This window comes from Clostridium collagenovorans DSM 3089, from assembly GCF_900130005.1.
Lineage (GTDB): Bacteria > Bacillota > Clostridia > Clostridiales > Clostridiaceae > Clostridium_D > Clostridium_D collagenovorans.
In genome coordinates this window covers 194,276-213,311 of record NZ_FQXP01000006.1, presented here as the reverse complement: position 1 = coordinate 213,311, position 19,036 = coordinate 194,276, and the positions used below count along the sequence as shown (strand labels likewise).

Annotated in this window: 14 protein-coding genes; 2 read left to right on the top strand and 12 right to left on the bottom strand. The window is 27.8% G+C overall.

Annotation, left to right across the window (positions count from 1 at the left end):
- Window positions 1–334: 334 nt before the first annotated feature.
- From glmM to BUA48_RS09140, 4 genes are all read right to left on the bottom strand, one after another.
- Window positions 335–1,684, bottom strand: coding sequence for a phosphoglucosamine mutase (glmM, locus tag BUA48_RS09155; protein ID WP_072831756.1), 1,350 nt, complete (start codon window positions 1,682–1,684; stop codon window positions 335–337).
- Between the two features lie 374 nt (window positions 1,685–2,058).
- Entirely contained in the window at window positions 2,059–2,655 is a 597-nt protein-coding gene (locus tag BUA48_RS09150; RefSeq protein ID WP_072831755.1) for an ATP-binding cassette domain-containing protein, read from the bottom strand.
- A gap of 5 nt (window positions 2,656–2,660) precedes the next feature.
- The gene (locus BUA48_RS09145; RefSeq protein ID WP_072831754.1) at window positions 2,661–3,344 is read right to left on the bottom strand and encodes a hypothetical protein; all 684 of its coding nucleotides are present in this window, start codon (window positions 3,342–3,344) and stop codon (window positions 2,661–2,663) included.
- Between the two features lie 626 nt (window positions 3,345–3,970).
- Complete coding sequence (locus BUA48_RS09140) at window positions 3,971–4,555, bottom strand: hypothetical protein (RefSeq protein WP_072831753.1); 585 nt, start codon at window positions 4,553–4,555, stop codon at window positions 3,971–3,973.
- 296 nt (window positions 4,556–4,851) lie between these two features.
- Here BUA48_RS09140 and BUA48_RS09135 point away from each other — a divergent pair, with 296 nt between their 5' ends.
- A complete protein-coding gene (locus tag BUA48_RS09135; protein WP_072831752.1) occupies window positions 4,852–6,552 on the top strand; it encodes an amylo-alpha-1,6-glucosidase in 1,701 nt (566 codons plus the stop codon).
- A gap of 305 nt (window positions 6,553–6,857) precedes the next feature.
- Window positions 6,858–7,217, top strand: a complete 360-nt coding sequence (locus BUA48_RS09130; protein ID WP_072831751.1) for a carboxymuconolactone decarboxylase family protein — start codon at window positions 6,858–6,860, stop codon at window positions 7,215–7,217.
- A 27-nt stretch (window positions 7,218–7,244) separates the two neighbouring features.
- On the opposite strand, the gene BUA48_RS09125 is transcribed toward BUA48_RS09130, so the two are convergent.
- The 8 genes from BUA48_RS09125 to BUA48_RS09090 form a co-directional block, all read right to left on the bottom strand.
- Complete coding sequence (locus BUA48_RS09125; protein ID WP_072831750.1) at window positions 7,245–8,354, bottom strand: 2-aminoethylphosphonate aminotransferase; 1,110 nt, start codon at window positions 8,352–8,354, stop codon at window positions 7,245–7,247.
- Window positions 8,355–8,365: 11 nt separating this feature from the next.
- Complete coding sequence (aepY, locus tag BUA48_RS09120; RefSeq protein ID WP_072831749.1) at window positions 8,366–9,499, bottom strand: phosphonopyruvate decarboxylase; 1,134 nt, start codon at window positions 9,497–9,499, stop codon at window positions 8,366–8,368.
- 1 nt (window position 9,500) lies between these two features.
- Complete coding sequence (gene aepX, locus BUA48_RS09115) at window positions 9,501–10,802, bottom strand: phosphoenolpyruvate mutase (RefSeq protein WP_072831748.1); 1,302 nt, start codon at window positions 10,800–10,802, stop codon at window positions 9,501–9,503.
- Window positions 10,803–11,489: 687 nt separating this feature from the next.
- A complete protein-coding gene (locus BUA48_RS09110; RefSeq protein ID WP_072831747.1) occupies window positions 11,490–12,272 on the bottom strand; it encodes a YdcF family protein in 783 nt (260 codons plus the stop codon).
- Window positions 12,273–12,320: 48 nt separating this feature from the next.
- On the bottom strand, window positions 12,321–13,091 hold the full coding sequence (yaaA, locus tag BUA48_RS09105; protein ID WP_072831746.1) for a peroxide stress protein YaaA: 771 nt from the start codon (window positions 13,089–13,091) through the stop codon (window positions 12,321–12,323).
- A 278-nt stretch (window positions 13,092–13,369) separates the two neighbouring features.
- Entirely contained in the window at window positions 13,370–15,028 is a 1,659-nt protein-coding gene (locus BUA48_RS09100; protein WP_072831745.1) for an ABC transporter transmembrane domain-containing protein, read from the bottom strand.
- Between the two features lie 481 nt (window positions 15,029–15,509).
- On the bottom strand, window positions 15,510–17,354 hold the full coding sequence (locus BUA48_RS09095; protein WP_072831744.1) for a vWA domain-containing protein: 1,845 nt from the start codon (window positions 17,352–17,354) through the stop codon (window positions 15,510–15,512).
- Window positions 17,355–18,141: 787 nt separating this feature from the next.
- On the bottom strand, window positions 18,142–18,978 hold the full coding sequence (locus BUA48_RS09090; RefSeq protein WP_072831743.1) for a class C sortase: 837 nt from the start codon (window positions 18,976–18,978) through the stop codon (window positions 18,142–18,144).
- Between the last annotated feature and the right edge of the window lie 58 nt (window positions 18,979–19,036).

The window sequence follows — 19,036 nt, the reverse complement described above, 5'->3', positions numbered from 1 at the left end:
ATTATTCATTAAAATTATGAAAATTAAGGCAATAATTATTCTCTTTTACCATGTGAGGTTTTATATAGATTTTTTATTACGCATATCTTATAGCTATAAAACCAATTTGACTTAATTAATTTTCATTTTAAAATATTTAATTTTAATATAAGAACTTAAATTTTAATTTAGAATTCATACTCTTTTATAATACTTACCCTTAATTTAGAGCTATTTTCAAAAACTTAATTTCAAATATTAATAAAGTGCTCAATTAACAAATACTAAGCTTAAGATAAAACAAGAGCCTCATCTTAAGCTTAGTATTTTATATATAATTAAAGTTTATATTTTTTTATTTATTAGCTTTCATTGCTATTTTTTTAGCTAAAGCATGTGCCATTTCATCTATTTCGCTTTGATTTTCACCTTCTAGCATTACTCTAACTAATGGCTCTGTGCCTGATGGTCTAATTAATACTCTACCTCTGCCATTTAACTTTTCTTCCATTGCTTTTATATCACTTATGATTTCTTCGTCTTTTTCGTGTATATCTTTCATGTTATTTGGAACTGTAGCGTTAACTAATACCTGTGGTAATTCTGTCATCATTTTAGTTAGTTCTGATAAAGACTTTTGTTTTTCTTTAATAACAGAAGCTAATTGAATACCTGATACTAATCCATCACCTGTAGTATTGAAATCTAAGAAGATAATATGTCCTGATTGTTCTCCTCCAAGACTATAGTCTCCTCTTTCCATTTCTTCAAGAACGTATCTATCTCCAACCTTAGTTTTTAATGCTGAGATACCTTCTTCTTTCATTGCAATGTCAAAGCCCATATTGCTCATAACTGTAACTACAACTGTATCCTTTTTTAATTTTCCTTTTTCTTTTAATCTTTTAGCACAGATAGCTATCATAAAGTCTCCATTAACATAGTTACCCTTCTCATCAATAGCTATACATCTATCTGCATCTCCGTCAAAAGCAAGTCCTAAATCACAATTGTTTTCAACCACGAATTTTTGTAGGTGCTCTGGATGTGTTGATCCGCAGTTCTTATTTATGTTAATTCCATCTGGATTATTATTTATAACAACTACTTCTGCACCCAACTCTTTTACTGCTTTAACAGAACTTATATGTGAAGCTCCATTTGCGCAGTCTAAAGCTATTTTTAATCCACTTAAGTCACCTTCTATAGTACTTTTTGCAAATTCTACATAATCTTCAATTGCAGTATCTACAATAGTCTTTTTACCTAAGTGTTCCCCTGTTGGTGATGGCACACCCTCAAAGTTTGACTCAATAACTGATTGTATTTTATCTTCTAATTCATCTTTTAACTTAAATCCATTTTTATTGAAGAATTTTATTCCATTATATTCAACAGGATTGTGTGATGCTGATATAACCACCCCTGCATCAGCTCCATATTTTCTAGTTAAATATGCAACTGCTGGAGTTGGAACTACACCTACACATATAGCCTCTGCACCAACTGATAATAATCCAGCAACTAATGCAGCTTCTAACATATCTCCTGATATTCTTGTATCCATTCCTACTACTATTTTAGGTTTATGAGCTCCTTCTGTTAAAACAAAAGCTCCTGCTCTTCCTAAATTATATGCTAACTGTGATGTCAGTTCTGTATTTGCTATTCCTCTAACTCCATCTGTTCCAAATATTCTCGCCATATTTTTTACCTCTCCATTATATTATCTTATTAGTTTGCAGCTACGAACTTAATGCTGCTAGATTATATTATACTTTTATATAACTGGATGTGTTCAATATAGAAATAAATATATCCTTTTTAATATTACAATTTATAAATTAAGTATTCAAGGTTAATTTGAACATATCTAGACTTTGTTATACAATCTTTTCTCTTTCTCTTCATATAAAATCTTTATTATAACAACTTGAGTTATGATAAACTCTTAAGCCCTTAAAATAAACCTATCTAATCCACTTAATGAAAGAAGTTTAATTTCCTTATGTAAATACATTTAAACAAAAAAGAAATGCAATTCTTAATTACTTAAAATCTTGAATTGCATTTAATATTTTATCCTACTATAGCACCATCTTCAATTTTCACAACATTCATATCCTCTAACACATTAAATGGATCTGTTTCATGACTTGTTATTATTATTCCCTTATTATTTTCTTGAAAATGCTTCAAAACCTTTACCATAAATTCTTTACCCTTTTCATCTACTCCAGCAAAAGGTTCATCATATATATACCAATCTCTATCAATACAAGAAATTGCGGAGAAAAACAACCTTTTTCTTTCTCCACCTGAGAGCATTCCCACAGGTTTTTTCCATATCTTATCGATTTGATCTACAGAAGAAAATTTACTAACAAAATTATAAAAAGTATTTTTATAATCCTTTATTCCTGCAAGTGTTAAGGTAAATTCAACAAAATCCTTAGAGGGTAATCTATAAGAAAAATATAAATTTTGATTTAAGTAAATGATACTTTCATTTCCTTTTATTTCCCCTAAATACCCTTTGTTTAAATTACTAATACAATCTAATAAAGTGGATTTACCTGCCCCATTTTCACCCTTTATATAATTAACTGTTTTAGGTAATTCTAAATTTATATTATCCAATATATTCTTATAACTTAAATCCTTAACTATTATCATGTATATTACCTCACTTCATTAGATATGGCTGAATATTTCTTTGTGCTATATAACCCTGTACCTATACATATAAGGGAAATAATAATATATGATATTATCTCTACAGGACTTCTCATTAATAATATACTTGCTATATTTCTTAATGGATTGATTATATTAATAGGACTTTCTAAACGTATAAACATTAAACATACAACTGAAGCTACGTTAATTAATGTAGACATAGAATTATAGGATATCTTGTTTAATAAAGTTATGTTAAAACATAAAAATCCTACTGGAATTGATAAAACAATTAAAATAGTAGAATACATAGTCATACTTAAGAAATTAGCTTGATTTAATATAGCTGCAGCTATATTAAATATAAATATACTTATAAATGAAAAGGTTATTTGCGTTAATAAGTTTGCTATAAAAAATTCTACCGCTGAATTTTTTATGGAAAATGCTGTTTTAAGCGATCCCGTCGTCTTGCTTTGTAAGCAGTTTAATCCCAATCCATAAATATAGTAATTGAAAATTATATAAGCCCAATACCATCTCATATCAATAGCTTGTAGCTTAACTCCGTTACCAGCACTGCTGATTAGCATAAGCGCTGGTACAAATAGCGACCAGAATAAACTCAATTTATCCTTGATTAATGCCTTGAAATTCAGTACATAATATGCCTTAATTGCATACATCCCTTTTATCCCCCTCAATCCCCTTGTTGTTATTATTTTACTTTAGTTTATTTTAAATTTAATACTGTGAAATTTACTCTTTAAGTGTTTTGAAATTATCATTTGACTTTAGTTTATTTAAATGAAGTGTAAATTATTTTATGAAAAGTTATACCCCATTGTCTTATTATTGTAAGATTTAACTTTATTGTTTAAATTAAATATGTTATATTTCTGATTCAATATCTTATTTTACCAAATTTTATACATTTAAATTATATCTTTAATTAAATAAAAAGTAAATTATTTCTTCTAAATCTTTTCCATAAAAATATGCCTCCATAGTCCATTATGAAGGCATTACCTCTAATTTATATTCTTAATTTCAAAGAAACTATTGCATAAAAATACAGTAATTATTATTAGATTATATTTCCAATTATAATTAATTTAAGCTTTAAATAATATAATTGGAATATAATATTCTATTCATATTTACCTATGCAATAGTTCCATTGTTTTTAATATATATTCTAATAAAGAATTTTCATTCTTTTTAGATATAGTGTTCACTATAGAATAAATTCACTGCTTAATATAAATGTAGAATATTAATTAGAACTTATATATAAGTATTTTAAATAATATTATTTCATTAAAGCTAAATATTCCTTAGCTCTTTCTTCTCTATCTTCAAGCAAGCTATCTATCCATCTTACATATAGCCCTCTTTCACGTTTCTTAAGTACCTCTAAAAAGACCTCTAAACATCCAAAAGTATCTAATCCTTTACATAAGTGCCTTGGATAATTTCTCTTTTTATTTAAAAATCCCTTTGGATCAATTATCATTAGATTTCCATCCTTTAATATATAGATATCTTTACATCTTACGTCTTGCTTTTTAAACTTTAACTTTTTAAACTCTTTAAGTAACTCAATAAGCTTTTCTGCTAGATCTTCACTTAACCCATTCTTCTTAATGTAATCCCTAAAACATACTCCATCTACAAAGTCTCTTACTATATAGTTGCCTCCATACTCATAAATCTTAGGAAAGTAATTATTTCCATTTACGTATTCTAATATTTCAGCTTCTCCTGCACAACTATCAACAACGTTGCATATCTTTATAGCCTTATTTCCAGGCATTAAATATACTGCACCATTGTTACCTTTTCCTAAGAACTTATATTCTAGTAAATTTAGCTCTTCAACATCTCTATTACGCATAAGCTTAAGTTAATGGGACTGCCCCTTTAACCTACACCCCCTTTGTTATTTGCTTTATAATAATTAAAGTTCTATATAATACTAGTATATATATCTTCTTGAATTTATTTACATATTTTTCTTTTCTTTATACTATTATTTCTAATTCCCAACTAAAAACCTTTCCATTTTTCCCACTTTAGTTATATAATTAACTAAGACTTTATTTAATGAATATTCAAAATTTTGTATTCTTATGAAAAAAACTTTACTTATAAGAATACCTTACATTAACGGACTAATAGGGGGGGCGACTAATGAATTTTAATTTAAGGGAGGTTCCATTCAGTAGATTTGGATCCTTTTTAGCATTTAGTATTTTAAAAAACACTGATACAGGTAAAGATGAATTATTTATTAGAAATATAAATGGAGATACTTATTCTAAGGATAAAGTTTTTAAAATAGACCTTATCAAAGATGGAAAAATCTTAGACTTTCAAGTAACAGCTTCTCCAACCAAGCTTGCCTTGTATTGTGATTCAGGCTTTGTAGAAATAATTATAGTAAATGAAACTCTTATTCGTTTTAGGGGAAAAGATGTTGGAATTAAATTAACAGTAGCTAGCGGTAGTTATGATTATTTATTAAAAGAATCTGAATATCAATATAAATTAAATTACGCTAGTCATAATACTTGGTTTGCAATAAAATGCATAAATGGAACTATGACTGCCATTGCACCTTGGGCAGAAATAAAATGTCCTTTTATAGAGATGTTCTTTAATTTAAATAAAAGTAACATAGTTGAAGGTTTTATTGAGCAATTTCAATGTACTTATAAAGAACCACTTAATCTTTCATCCTTTGATGATGCCTGTAGAGAAGTGGAAAACGAATTCTATTCATGGTTAAACGCATCACCTTCTCCTGCTAAGGAAGAATTTAAATATGGTGCTAAGTTAGCCTCTTACATAACTTGGTCTTCAGTTGTTCCTCCTAAGGGATATCTAACTAGAAATGCCATGTATATGTCTAAGAATTGGATGGATAGTATTTGGAGTTGGGATTACTGTTTTAATGCTATGGCTTTAGCTAAATCTAATCCTGAGTTATGCTTTGATCAGTTTATGATATTTATAGATAATCAACAGGAATGTGGTACCTATGCTGACTTAATTAATCCATCTACTTGTCTTTGGAGTTTTTGTAAACCTCCTATTCAAGGTTGGGCATTAAAATGGATAATGGAGAGAAGTGATTTCTTAGACAATGAGAAATTAACTATACTTTATAACTCACTTTGTAATTTAACTAAATGGTGGTTTAATAATAGAGATTTAAATAGTAATGGTATTCCAGAATATAATCATGGTAATGACTGTGGTTGGGATAACAGTACAATATTCCATAAAGGTATTCCAGTTGAAAGCCCTGATTTATGTACTTTCTTAGTACTTCAAATGGAACTATTAAGTGAAATTGCTGAAAAACTAAAAAAACCTTTAGAAGCATCAAAGTGGCTTGAATGGTCAGGTTTACTTCTTGATAAACTAATAACTTATTTCTGGAAGGGCGATAGATTTACTTCTTATTTAACAAACGGTGAAGAGTCTTGTGTTGGTGATAGTTTAATACTATTTATACCTATACTGCTAGGTAAGCGCCTTCCTGAAGAAATTAGAAATACTTTAATTTCTGGATTAAAAGAAAAAAATAGATTCTTAACTAAAAATGGACTAGCTACTGAAAGTACTAGTAGCCCTTACTATAAATGTGATGGATATTGGCGTGGACCTATATGGGCTCCATCTACTATGCTTTTAATTGATGGATTAATGCAGTGTGGAGAGGAAGAGTTTGCCTCTGATCTTGCAAATAGATTCTGCAGCATGGCAAATGTAGCAGGAATGGCTGAAAACTTTGATGCCATTACTGGTGAAGCTTTAAGAGATAAAAGCTTTACTTGGACATCAAGTGTATTCTTAATACTTGCTAATGAATACTGTAAAAATTAATCTAAATATAAATTAAATGCTGTTTATTATTAAAAACTTATATATACATTGTATTAAATAAGATTCATTCATATTTTATAGCATAAAAAAATTTAATATGTAATAAATTACGATGTTGTAGATTTAATATTGAAAAGTATATATAATAAATTTTATTACCCTATAGATGTACCTATGTCTTATAGATAAATTTAATAGCTCTCTTAATTATATTGACTCTAATTTCACCATAATGATATTGTGTATATATTGGTAAATTTACATATTATTTAATAAATTCATGTAGAAATTAGGAGGATGTAATTATGAAAGATGTAAGATCTATGGCAGCCGCTTCTGGCGAAGGTATGATGAATTTAGCCCAGGCTAATCCTGAAGCTATGGGAGCATTAAGTGGATTTATTGGTGCTGCTCTTTCTGAAGGAAGTATTTCTTTAAAAACAAAGGAATTAATAGCTGTAGCAATCGCTGCATATAGCCGCTGTGAATATTGTATAGTTGGACATGTTCGCAATGCTTATAAAGTTGGTTGTACTAGAGAAGAAATAATCGAAGCTGCAACTGTTGCAATTGCTTTTGGTGGTGGTCCTACTGCTGCTTATACTGGTACAACATTAATGGATGCTGTTAACGAATTTGAACATGACTTTGATGATGTAAAATAAAAAGGAACGCCTAGCGTTCCTTTTTTCTTATTTGATAAATCCTATCTTTATTAGATATTCTTCAAGTACCTTCATAGCATTTGTAATATCTTTATGATCTATTTCCCCTATATTAGCTATTCTAAAAGTATCTTTTGAAGATATTTTTCCTGGATATAAGGTAAATCCTCTTTCAAATAAATAGTCATGCATATCATCAAAGCTGAAGTTCTCAACCTCTGGATACATAACAGTTGTAATCATATGTGAATGGCAAGACTCATCTACTAATCTTCTCAATCCAAGTCTCTGAAGTTCACTCCATAATACTTCACAACTCTTAACATATCTTTCATGTCTAGCTTCTATAGTTTCTTTTTTAGCCTCTACAATTGCTTGTTGTAATGCATATAATACTTGTACTGGTGGTGTAAATCTCATTTGATAGTTCTTTTTAAAATACTCATATTGTTTATATAAATTCAAATATAAATTTCTTGGCTTATTTTCTTTAGTTTTTACTAAAGTTTCTATATTAGCTATAACAAAGCTAACTCCAGCCATACCTTGTATACATTTATTTGAGCTTGATGCTAAATAGCTTATATTCATTTTTTCCATATCTATTGGAATTCCCGCATATGAACTCATGGCATCTACCATCAAATCTAAATTGTATTTTTTACATAAAGCTCCTAATCTACTTACATCATTCAATAATCCTGTTGTAGTTTCATGATGAATAGTTGCTAAATGAGTTAATTTATCTTTATTTTCTATAATAACTTTTTCTAAAGCTTCAAAATCTATAGCTTCAATATTAGAACTTTGGAATTCAATATAGTTCATTTCATATACATTAGCTATATCACACATTCTCTTTCCATAAGCACCATTATTAATTATAAGTACATATCCTTCTCCTACTGCTGAACTAAGCATAGATTCTACTGCTGCAGTTCCTGAACCCCCAAATATAACTGTAGTGTATTTATCTAAACTTCCTACAAATTCTGTAAGTCCCTTAGATACAAATTCCATTACATCTCCAAATTCTTGTTCTCTTGGGCATATATCTGGTACAACTTGAGCAAATTTAACTGTATCTGTTGTAGTTGCTGGACCAGGATTCAATAAAATATTTCTTTTAATATCCATAAAGCTTCCCCCTATTTATCTAAAAATGCCATTAAAGCCTCTTTATTTTCTATTGTAGTTGTTGTAGGCCTTCCTAAATCATCTCTTGAGCCCTTATTGACTCTTATCTCTAAAAGTCCTGGTCCTTCGCATTTAGCAAGTTTTTTCATATTTTCTTGTAACTCTGCTTTAGTTGAAGCAGTAAATACCTCTTTGTAGCCACATCCCTTAGCTATACCTAATATATCAATTTCAAAGCCAACAGTAGGTTGTCCACCAACTGATTCGTGTGCCCCATTATTAATTACTATATGCTTAAAGTTCTTTACTTCTTGAGATGCTATAATAGCTAAGCCACCTAAATGCATTAAAGCTGCTCCATCCCCATCTAAACAATAAACATTTCTATCCTTCTTATTTAAAGCTATACCTAAAGCTATTTGAGATGCATGTCCCATAGAACCTACAGTTAAAAAGTCTTTTTCATGTCCTTCATTTCTTTTTTCTCTTAACTCAAATAACTCTCTTGAGGTCTTACCTGTAGTAGATACAATAGTATCCTTCTCATTAAGATAATCTAGTAAAACTTCTATTGCTTCCTCTCTCTTCATATCAAAATTAGTAGCAATCTTATTTTTTAATTTGTATTCAGAAAATGTATTTTTCCTTATAACTATAGCATAAGGTTCTTTATTTTCTTTCATATATGTTATAGCTTTATCTATTTCTATTTTAGCTTCATCATCACTATTTTCTTCACCTAATACAGAATATTTTATACCTAATGCATCTAATAATTCTAAAGTTATTAAACCTTGTTTCTTATGTTGAGGTTCATCCTTCTTATTTGGCTCCCCTCTCCAACCAATAACTAATAATGTAGGTATGCTGTACACTAATGGATCAGTCAAAGATGTAAGTGGATTAACTATATTACCAAGTCCTGAATTTTGCATATACACTAAAGGTATACTTCCTGTTGCAAGGTAATGTCCAGCTGCCATGCCAAGGGCATTTCCTTCGTTAGCAGCTATTATATTTTTATCACTTTCTTCATTATCAGTTAAGTACGCACAGAAATTTTTTAATAAGGAATCAGGAACTCCAGCAAAAAATGTTACTCCCTTTTCCTTTAAATAATTATAGAATAATTCTGTAGTTACCATATTACTTTCCTCCTGGGATTAAAGTTAATATTTCTTTTATTGGCATACAGAACTCTTCTGAAGCTTCTTTAGATCTTTCATTTAATAAAATTGACTCTGCAGTCTTTTTCATTGCAGGATAAGCACTTCTTATTAAATGATTCGCATGAATAACTACATTTACCCCATATTCCATAAGCTCTGTTTCAGTAATATGATTATATGATGTAGGTACTACTATCAATGGTACTCTCTTTTCTAACTTCTTAAATCTATTACAGAACTCTAATATTTCTGAACCATCCTTCTCTTTACTATGAATCATGATTCCATCAGCACCAGCTTCAACATAAGCCTTAGCTCTTTCAATAGCATCATCCATTCCTGCTTTTAAAATTAAGCTTTCGATTCTCGCTATAATCATAAAATCATTAGTAACTCTCGCTCTTTTACCAGCTTTAATTTTTTCACAGAAATGCTCTATACTATCTTGAGTTTGAGAAACATCAGTACCAAATAAGGAATTCTTCTTAAGTCCAACCTTATCTTCTATTATTATAGCTGATATGCCTAATCTTTCTAAGGTTTTTACAGTATAAATAAAATGCTCTATCTTTCCACCAGTATCTCCATCTAATATTATAGGTTTAGTAGTTACTTCTAAAATTTCATTTATTGTATTTAGCCTAGAAGTTACATCAACTAATTCAATATCCGGTTTTCCTTTAGCTGTAGAATCACATAAGGAGCTTATCCACATAGCATCAAACTCTCTTATCTTGCCATCTTTTTCGACTTTGCTTTTCTCAACTATTAAACCTGTAAGTCCATTGTGTGCCTCCATTACTCTAACAAGAGGTTTCATTCCTAAAATCTCTTTTAATCTCTTCATTCTTTGTTGTGGAGTTGTTCCTATACTTAAAAGCATATCATCTAATTTACTTATAGATACACCCTCTGTATATTTTACTTCAACTAATTCTCCACCCCATTCCTTTAAAACTTCAATTACTCTTTGTCTTAAATTCTTTTGAAGTCCTTCCTTCCAATCATCTCCATGTACAACATAGTCAGGTTTTAATTTTCTAAGATTCTTTACTTGATCTAAGGTATCTTGTGGTATGACTTGAGTTACACCCTTTATATTTTCTACTACCTTTTCTCTTTCACTATAAGTAAGTAATGGGTTTCTGAAGTATTCTGATATTACTTCATCAGTATGTAACCCTATGATAACATCCCCTAATTTTCTTGCTTCCTCTAAAACATTTAAATGCCCATGGTGAATTATATCCGCACTCATGGCAACGTATACTTTTTTCATATATACCCCCATCCAAGTTCATATTTTGAACATGTTCATATTTTGAACTAATTATACTACAACTTTTCAGAATATTCAATGTAAAGTTAAAAAATATCCATTTTGTAACTTATAAGTTATTTATATATACTTCAAGTTAAATATTGTAACAAGATTTTACTTTAATAAATATTTTTATAACACAAACTATATTCTTTTCTAAGCTTTAAGATTTAGCCATTCAAAATTAAACATAGTATAAAAATGATACTTTATTTTTAGAAAAACTCCGTTTTAGTATACCTAAACCTTTAAAATATAAAATTCAATTAATATATTTAATTCTTACCTAGATATTCTTCCTTATTGATTTTCATTTGACTTATAAAAGTTGTAAATGTAAGTATATTTTATTTAAATTACTATAAGTTTTTGAAATAAAATAAGAGTAAGGCACATTATAATTCAATATAACTTACCTTACTCTTATTCTTTATATAACATTAACTTATAATGCTTCTTTTAATTTATAACAATTGAAAAATATGAACTCTAGTTAATATTTTTCAATTGTATTATATAAGCTTCAATTACTATTCTATAATTATATTAATCTTTATATTTTTTCTATAATGAGTGTTACTTCTAATATAAAATAAATATTGTTTATTAGAATATATATTACTTTCCTTATAAGCTTGTGCTATTTTACATAACCTTATCAAAGAAATATGATTTTATAAGTGCGAAGGCCTCTCTCAAGTAAAAATTAGGAATCATAGGCTCATATGTATCTGCTGGTTGTCTATATATTTCAAAGCCACATCTTTCTCCTAACATTTTAGATCTAAACATGTGAAAGCCATTGGTTATAACCGTTAACTTTATATCATCTCTATTATCTATTCCCTTCAGTTTATCCTTAGAGAACTTAAAATTTTCAGCTGTATTTGTGGATTTATCTTCAACTATAATCATTGATTCATTAATTCCATGATTTAAAAGATACTGTTTCATAGCTGATGCCTCTGTTATGTCTTCTCCCTTACCTTGTCCACCTGAAACTATAATTTTAACCTCAGGATTACTTTCTGCAAATGTCAAACCCTCTTTCATTCTATATAAAAGAGACTTTGACATTTCTTTTCCTTGCAGTCCAGCTCCTAAAATTATTGCATAGTCTGGAACATTATTATCATACTTATTAGCGCTGTGTATAATTATACCTTCTAATACAGCTAAAATTATCATACCTAATATTACTACTACAAGTAACGCTATACTTAGTTTATGAGATGTTTTATCAAGTACAGATAAGTTAGGATTTAATCTATCTAATCCAAATCCTACTGATAATATACCCGTGATTAACCACACAAAAGCAAAGCTCACAGCCCCTCCAAAGAAGTTTAGACTAATGAAATAAGCTATGCTTATTATACCTAAAATTATAAATATCCAACCTATCAACTTTCTACTATCCTTTCCCATAATACCTCCATTATGTTATTACTAATAATACTAGTGCTATATAGTATCTTATCTAGTAAAAACCCATAGATTCTCCTCTGATAAATTCTCATTAAACTCATAATCTTCAGCTGAAAAATCCTTTAATTTCTCAACCTCATCTATAGCATTTTCCATAATATATCTAGCCATTAATCCTCTAGCCCTTTTTGCATATACCGTAACAATCTTATACTTCCCCTGTTTAAACTCTTTAAACACAGGTGTAATAACTTTAAACTCCTTTGAAAGTTTCTTCACCTTAGCTGCCTTTGAATATTCTTCTGAAGCTAAGTTTACTAGTACTTTTTCCTCAGAATTAATTAAAGCTTCTCTTAAGTTATTTTCTATTATGTCACCCCAATACTCATAAAGATTCTTACCTCTACTTGTATTTAACTTTGTTAACATCTCTAACCTATATTCATTTATTAAATCTAAAGGTCTTAAAACTCCATACAAACCTGATAAAATTCTTAGATGTTCCTGAGCAAATTCAATCCCATCTTTACTTAAAGTATGTGCGTCTAACCCTTTGTATGCCTCCCCCTCATAAGTAAATATTGCAGGTTTTGCGCACTCAAAAGACTCCAAACTAAAATCTTGAAATCTTGTAAAGTTTAAAACTGCTAAATCCTCACTTATACTCATAAGTTCCATCAAATTAGGTATTTCATATTTTTTAAGTTCTTGAATTAATTCCTTTACTTCATCCATATATAATGGAGTGCTCGCCTTTAATTCTAAATTAGCCTTATTTTTAAAATTTAATCCCTTCGTAGGTGATAATATTGTAATCATATGTTTATATCAATGGCTAAATGCTAGCCTTTTCTCCTTCCTCATATTTCTATTTTTATTTCTATTATAAGTTATAATTAATAATTTCAATATAACAAACTATTAATTATATTTAAATTGTAAACATTATTAGTTCATATTGATTTTTTAAAGAAAACTTATTCATAGTTTAAATCCGTTAAACATAAAAATAAAATTCAAGCAATAAAAACTTAGCTATTATCATCTTATTACCTCTTAATAACTAAGTTTTTATTAATTATATATTCGTTATAAAATTAAAGCTCAGCTATAAATTCTGTGCTTATATTTAACTTTTTATTCTTTAAGGAATACATCCTATTACAACACCTAAATATGGAGTCATCATGTGATATTATTATTACAGTTTTATCTTTTAAATTATTATCTATAAACTCTATTAATAACTCCTTATATTTATAATCTATGAAATTTAATGGCTCATCAAAAATATAAACCTCCCCATTTAAAAATACTCCTCTTAAAATTTGAATAATTCTCTTTTCACCTGATGAGAGTTTATTGTCTTGATTACTGATATTCTCCTGTAGGTTTATATTATTTTTACTTATCAATTCAAATAATTTATTATTTAACTTAAAGTTTTCAAAACTTGTCTCATTATCCTTATGAAGAGTTATATTATTTTTAACTGTATCATTAAATATATAACCATTAGCAGGTACATACACTACTTTCTCTCTTAACTTATTAGAGTTAATGTCTTTAAAATTAATATCATTAAAATAAATTTCTCCTATATTAACTAAATTAAGTTTAGCTAATATACTAGCTACGGTAGATTTACCTGTACCATTTCCCCCTCTTATTCCTATTTTGTCACCTTTATTTATAACAATATTAATATCTTCTAATATAATTTTATCATCATAATAAAAATTTAGATTTTGTATCTTAATTTCTTTTAGATTAGGTAAACTTGTTATTTTACCTTCATCCTCTTCCTGTAAATTAAGAAATTCTTGTATTCTCTCCAGTGAGATTCTATATACTTTTAAGTCCTTAGGTAAAGCCATAAAGTACTCTACCGGATCCCACAATTTTGAGAAATACAAAGTAAATGCTAGTAGACTTCCTATACTTAAATATTTTTTAATTACTAAATATCCACCTAAACCATAAATTAATATAGAAGAAAAATTCATTATACCCGTTGTAAAAATATAATCGTATTTCATATTATATTTAATATTTCTAATAGAAGCTTTAATATATTTTTTTATATTATTATCAATCTTCTTATTAATATAATGTGAAGCATTATTTACTCGAATATCGAAATTACCACTTAATGTTTCTTCACTTAAAGTCTTTAGATTTTCATCCTCTTCAATAACCTCTTTATTGACCTTTTCTATTTTAGGCATATAGTACTTACATATAAGTAAAAATATCGGAAATAACAATAATAATATTAAAGTTGTAGCTACATTTAATTTAAACATAATAAAACAAATGCAAATGCTATAAATAACATTAAGTACAATATCCACCTTCGTACTTATTATAAGTGGCTTTACTACCTCTGTATCATTAAAGACTCTTTGAAGTAATTCACCATTACTTATAGATTTAACTTCATTAAGTGGTAATGACATTGTTTTATTTATTAATTCACTTTTTAATTTACTAGAAATATGTGTGTCTATATATTCTCCTAAATAATATTTTAATGCTAAAAAAATCTGAAATAATACCATTAGTAGTATAAGAATTATAATATACTTTTTTAAATCCTCTAAGCTATTATTCTGTACAGAATCAACTAATAATTTTGTTAAATAGGGTATAATTAATAAGCATATTTTTGAGACTATGCTTGAAAAGATATAAGTAGAAATTTTTAAAGTATTGCCTTTATAATATTGTCCAAAAAAATGATGTGTTTTATTCATTCTTACTCCTTGCTTACTATTAGTTAAAAGAATGAATTCTTAGATATGAATTTCTTTTTAACCAAAGTAATTATTTATTTTGTATTTGTTGAGTAAAAACTGAATTTCTCATTACACTAACCACCTTTCCTTTTTATTTTATATAAGTAATATTATAACACATGAGCACTATTAATCAATTCAATATTCTGAATATTAACACCTTCCGTGAATATTGAGCTAAAAGTTAAGCTTATATATTTAGTATGAAAAAGTTAAAGTGTAGTTATTTCAATTAAGACTAAAGAACTCTCTAAAAATAAGGTGAATATAAATAAACTAATTTACCTACTTAAGAAATAACTACACCTATTAAAAACATACTCTCTTTTTAAGATTACAACATATATACTATATCTTTAATATTAAAAAATATATAAGATAAAATTTAAAAGCTGTTGCTTAGCTTTTTAGGCTTCACAACAGCTTTTAAAATTAAATTCTAATAAGATTTTCTTTTTCTATCTAGAATTAATAATACTACACCTAATATTGATATTATAGCTCCATATTTATAAGGAGTAATATCTTGTCCTGTTTGAGGAAGTTCTTCTATAGCTCTATTATCTTTGTCTACAGCCTCTGATCCATCATTATTTGGCTTATTCTCTGGTTTTACATTTGGTTTATCTTCTGGTTTTGGTATTACTGCATTTTCATTAATTATAGAATATCTTACTTCCTCTTTTCTTATGCAATTATGATTATCTGTTACCATTACCTCAAAGACTATACTGCTTTCAGGTTTTACATTATTCTTACTTAAATCTATTTGTGGATTTGACTTATGTATTTCTTCCTCAGGTATAACTACTCCACTTCCTTCTTTTACTGACCAAGTGTAAAAATATGTGCCATCTCCACCTTTAGCCGTTGGTGTTCCCCCTAATTGTATAATCTCATTTGCTTTTACTTCTTTATCTTGCCCTGCATCTACCTTTAAAGAGGCTGATAGATTTGTTATTTCAGCAGATTTTAAAATACTTGAACTATTATACTCTCTATTTCCAGCAGAGTATTTAACATCTACCTTTGAATTATTATCTATCTTTATATTAGTTGTCCCTTCAGAATATATACTATCATCCTTAGGTAATAACTGATACTTAATCTTATTTACTTCATTTTTAAGTTCCTGATTAGTTAATGTTACTCTAATTTCCTTATTTACATTATCCCAAATAGCTCTTATTCCTTCTACAGGTGCAACTTGATAATACTTATTTTCTTCTGTTGATGTATAAATTCCTTCTACTGGAACTAAAGCACCATTTACTTCAATAGCATTATATACTTTCACCCCATTAGCATCTTCTTTTCTAAAGGTGCCTAATGTAAAGTTATCTACAATATCCTTATTAAATTTTTCAGTAATAGTTACTTCTCCTCTACCTTGAATTTGATTGAATAACTTATCTATATACTGAGTTAATTTTCCTTGAACTATAGTAGAACTCGTATCTATAATTTGATTTTCTTTAGGTATAAAAGAATCAAATACTGCCTCTGTAACTTTTTTATCATATTCAGTATCTTTATGTAATAAGGATAATCCTATATAATTAGCATCTGGCATAATACTTTTCATGCCTTGAGCAGATTTTATAGTTTGATTTACAATCTCATCAGAACTAGAGGGATTTCCCCCTATAGTTACATTAGCTCCACCATCTGTAACAAGCATAACATTCATATTTCTATTAGAATTTTCATTTGCAGCTTTTATTAAAATTTCTTTACCCTTTTCTATACCTGCCTCAATATTGGTATTTCCCCAAATAAATTCGGATAAAGGTCCATAATATCCATATTCATCTTGTCCATATATATTACTCATTTTATTATTTATAACTTCTCTATTACTAGTAAGATCAAAGGATATCCTAGCATCATCTATGCCACTACCATTTCCTCCAAAGATCACAAGAGAAACCCTATTGTGAGGATTATAATCCATAAATTTGTTAACAGCCTGCTGTAATGCTGGTGCTAATACGCTTATCAATGTAACGGGGTTTCCTGTATCCATACTGGTAGATGTGTCTAAAATAATCATTAAATCTTGTTCATTACTCATATCAAAGTTTGCTTGTACATTTCTTGTAACTTCATACCTTCTACAGCCATTTACTTCTTTAGTTTCATTAGAATCAATTAGATTAAAAAACTTCGACTCCTTTAAATTAGTATTATTATTCTCTGCAAATACATTTTTAGGTGCAAACTGTACCACCACAGCAAGTACTAATACCAAACTTAAAAACTTAATCTTTTTTATTCTTTTCATATATTATACTCCTATTTTAAATGCACTTATTATCAATGACCAATAAAGTAACGCCCAAATTCCCCTCCTTATTTGTGCCTTGATACATAACTATATAAACACCTCAAAATACCTATATGATACTTTAAAACAATGTCCTATTATAATTTTTGCTACCCTTGAAAATATTTATTAGAATCGTAATAGACTAACTTTTTAAAATAAAACTTAAGTTAATTTTAATTAACCCTTTACCCTCTTAATATTAGTTAAAATTATTAAGTACTGCATACTTAAATAGAATTATTCTATCTGACATATAGCCATCACAGATAATGGCACTTTGAATTGATATAAACATAGTCCCTTTATATTTTGAAACTTAATTTTTACTAGATTTTTCATTTTTCACTTAATATATCTCTTGCATTAAATAATGCTTAACTCATATTTTATAATATAAAAAATTTAATATACAATAAATTATGATGATGTAAATTTAATATTGTAAATTATATATCTTAAAATTCTAAAATTATATTATCACCTTTATACTGTATATTCAATTATTTTTCATTTCACTTTTTGATAAAATAATACATTTGCTGAAAATATATGTTGTTATTCTATTTGACTTGATTTTTCAACGACATTTTTAGATATTTCATCTTATTGATTATATATGTTTTTAAAAATAAAACACCTATGATTACTTATTTTTAAACTTATCTTTTAGAAAAATGCCTATACATATTCTCTAAAAATATTTTTAAAATAAAGTTAAATTCATAGATGCTTTTACTTTAATTTATTTCTTTTTTCTTTGATTCCTAATTATTTGTATAAATATTATGATGATGACCAAAATTAGAATTACAATTATAAACATTGAAGATTTATTAAAACTATCCTTATTATTTAAGTTGTTATTCCTTATCTCATCAAAACTACTATTTTCCTTATTAGGTTTATTTAGATCCTCTTCACTAGTTATACCTTCTTCAACTCTTTCTCCTCGAACTAATAATCTATCTGTATTAGCACCATAAGGGTAACAAGTCAATAATGTTATATAATCCTTTCCCTCATATATTTTTAACTCATCAGAATCATTAGGTTTAACTACCTTAGAATTATCTACTTTATATGTGAGCTTCTCCTTTAATACATGAATGTAAAAAAGGTCTCCACTTTTTAATTGATCAATATCTGTAAATAGCTTTTGAGTGGGTACTCCTGTATGAGCAGATAAAACCGAATGTGTACTTTTACCCCCTACTGGAATTGAGGTTTTCTCTAAAACCCCTACCCCCTTTCTCAATACTTCATTTGAGGTACCATAATAAATTGGTAGATATATATTTATACTTGGAATTTCTATATACCCAATCATAGACTCTTCTTTATGTCCTTCTGGTTCAGTTCCTTTTAAAAACAATTCTTCATTATATTTTTGTGACTCCTTTTTTAACTCTTCAATTTCCGGATCACCAATATTATTCATGCTTTCATTGTATTCTGAGATTGTAGAAACTGCATATTTATTATTTATATAATTAGAGAAGCTTGGATAAAATAATATTCCAATTGCGATTAAAGTAATTAAAATTAAACTAGCTAAATATATCCGCTTTAATATCTTCAATTAATTCCTCATAGTAAATTCTAAAATTCCTATGATTTTCACCTCCAATTAATAGATT

What these genes read in the sequence shown, in the direction of transcription:
- glmM (WP_072831756.1), bottom strand. Translation starts at nt 1,684, where the DNA reads ATGGCGAGAATATTTGGAACAGATGGAGTTAGAGGAATAGCAAATACA.
- BUA48_RS09150 (WP_072831755.1), bottom strand. Translation starts at nt 2,655, where the DNA reads ATGATAATAGTTAAGGATTTAAGTTATAAGAATATATTGGATAATATA.
- BUA48_RS09145 (WP_072831754.1), bottom strand. Translation starts at nt 3,344, where the DNA reads ATGTATGCAATTAAGGCATATTATGTACTGAATTTCAAGGCATTAATC.
- BUA48_RS09140 (WP_072831753.1), bottom strand. Translation starts at nt 4,555, where the DNA reads ATGCGTAATAGAGATGTTGAAGAGCTAAATTTACTAGAATATAAGTTC.
- BUA48_RS09135 (WP_072831752.1), top strand. Translation starts at nt 4,852, where the DNA reads ATGAATTTTAATTTAAGGGAGGTTCCATTCAGTAGATTTGGATCCTTT.
- BUA48_RS09130 (WP_072831751.1), top strand. Translation starts at nt 6,858, where the DNA reads ATGAAAGATGTAAGATCTATGGCAGCCGCTTCTGGCGAAGGTATGATG.
- BUA48_RS09125 (WP_072831750.1), bottom strand. Translation starts at nt 8,354, where the DNA reads ATGGATATTAAAAGAAATATTTTATTGAATCCTGGTCCAGCAACTACA.
- aepY (WP_072831749.1), bottom strand. Translation starts at nt 9,499, where the DNA reads ATGGTAACTACAGAATTATTCTATAATTATTTAAAGGAAAAGGGAGTA.
- aepX (WP_072831748.1), bottom strand. Translation starts at nt 10,802, where the DNA reads ATGAAAAAAGTATACGTTGCCATGAGTGCGGATATAATTCACCATGGG.
- BUA48_RS09110 (WP_072831747.1), bottom strand. Translation starts at nt 12,272, where the DNA reads ATGGGAAAGGATAGTAGAAAGTTGATAGGTTGGATATTTATAATTTTA.
- yaaA (WP_072831746.1), bottom strand. Translation starts at nt 13,091, where the DNA reads ATGATTACAATATTATCACCTACGAAGGGATTAAATTTTAAAAATAAG.
- BUA48_RS09100 (WP_072831745.1), bottom strand. Translation starts at nt 15,028, where the DNA reads ATGAATAAAACACATCATTTTTTTGGACAATATTATAAAGGCAATACT.
- BUA48_RS09095 (WP_072831744.1), bottom strand. Translation starts at nt 17,354, where the DNA reads ATGAAAAGAATAAAAAAGATTAAGTTTTTAAGTTTGGTATTAGTACTT.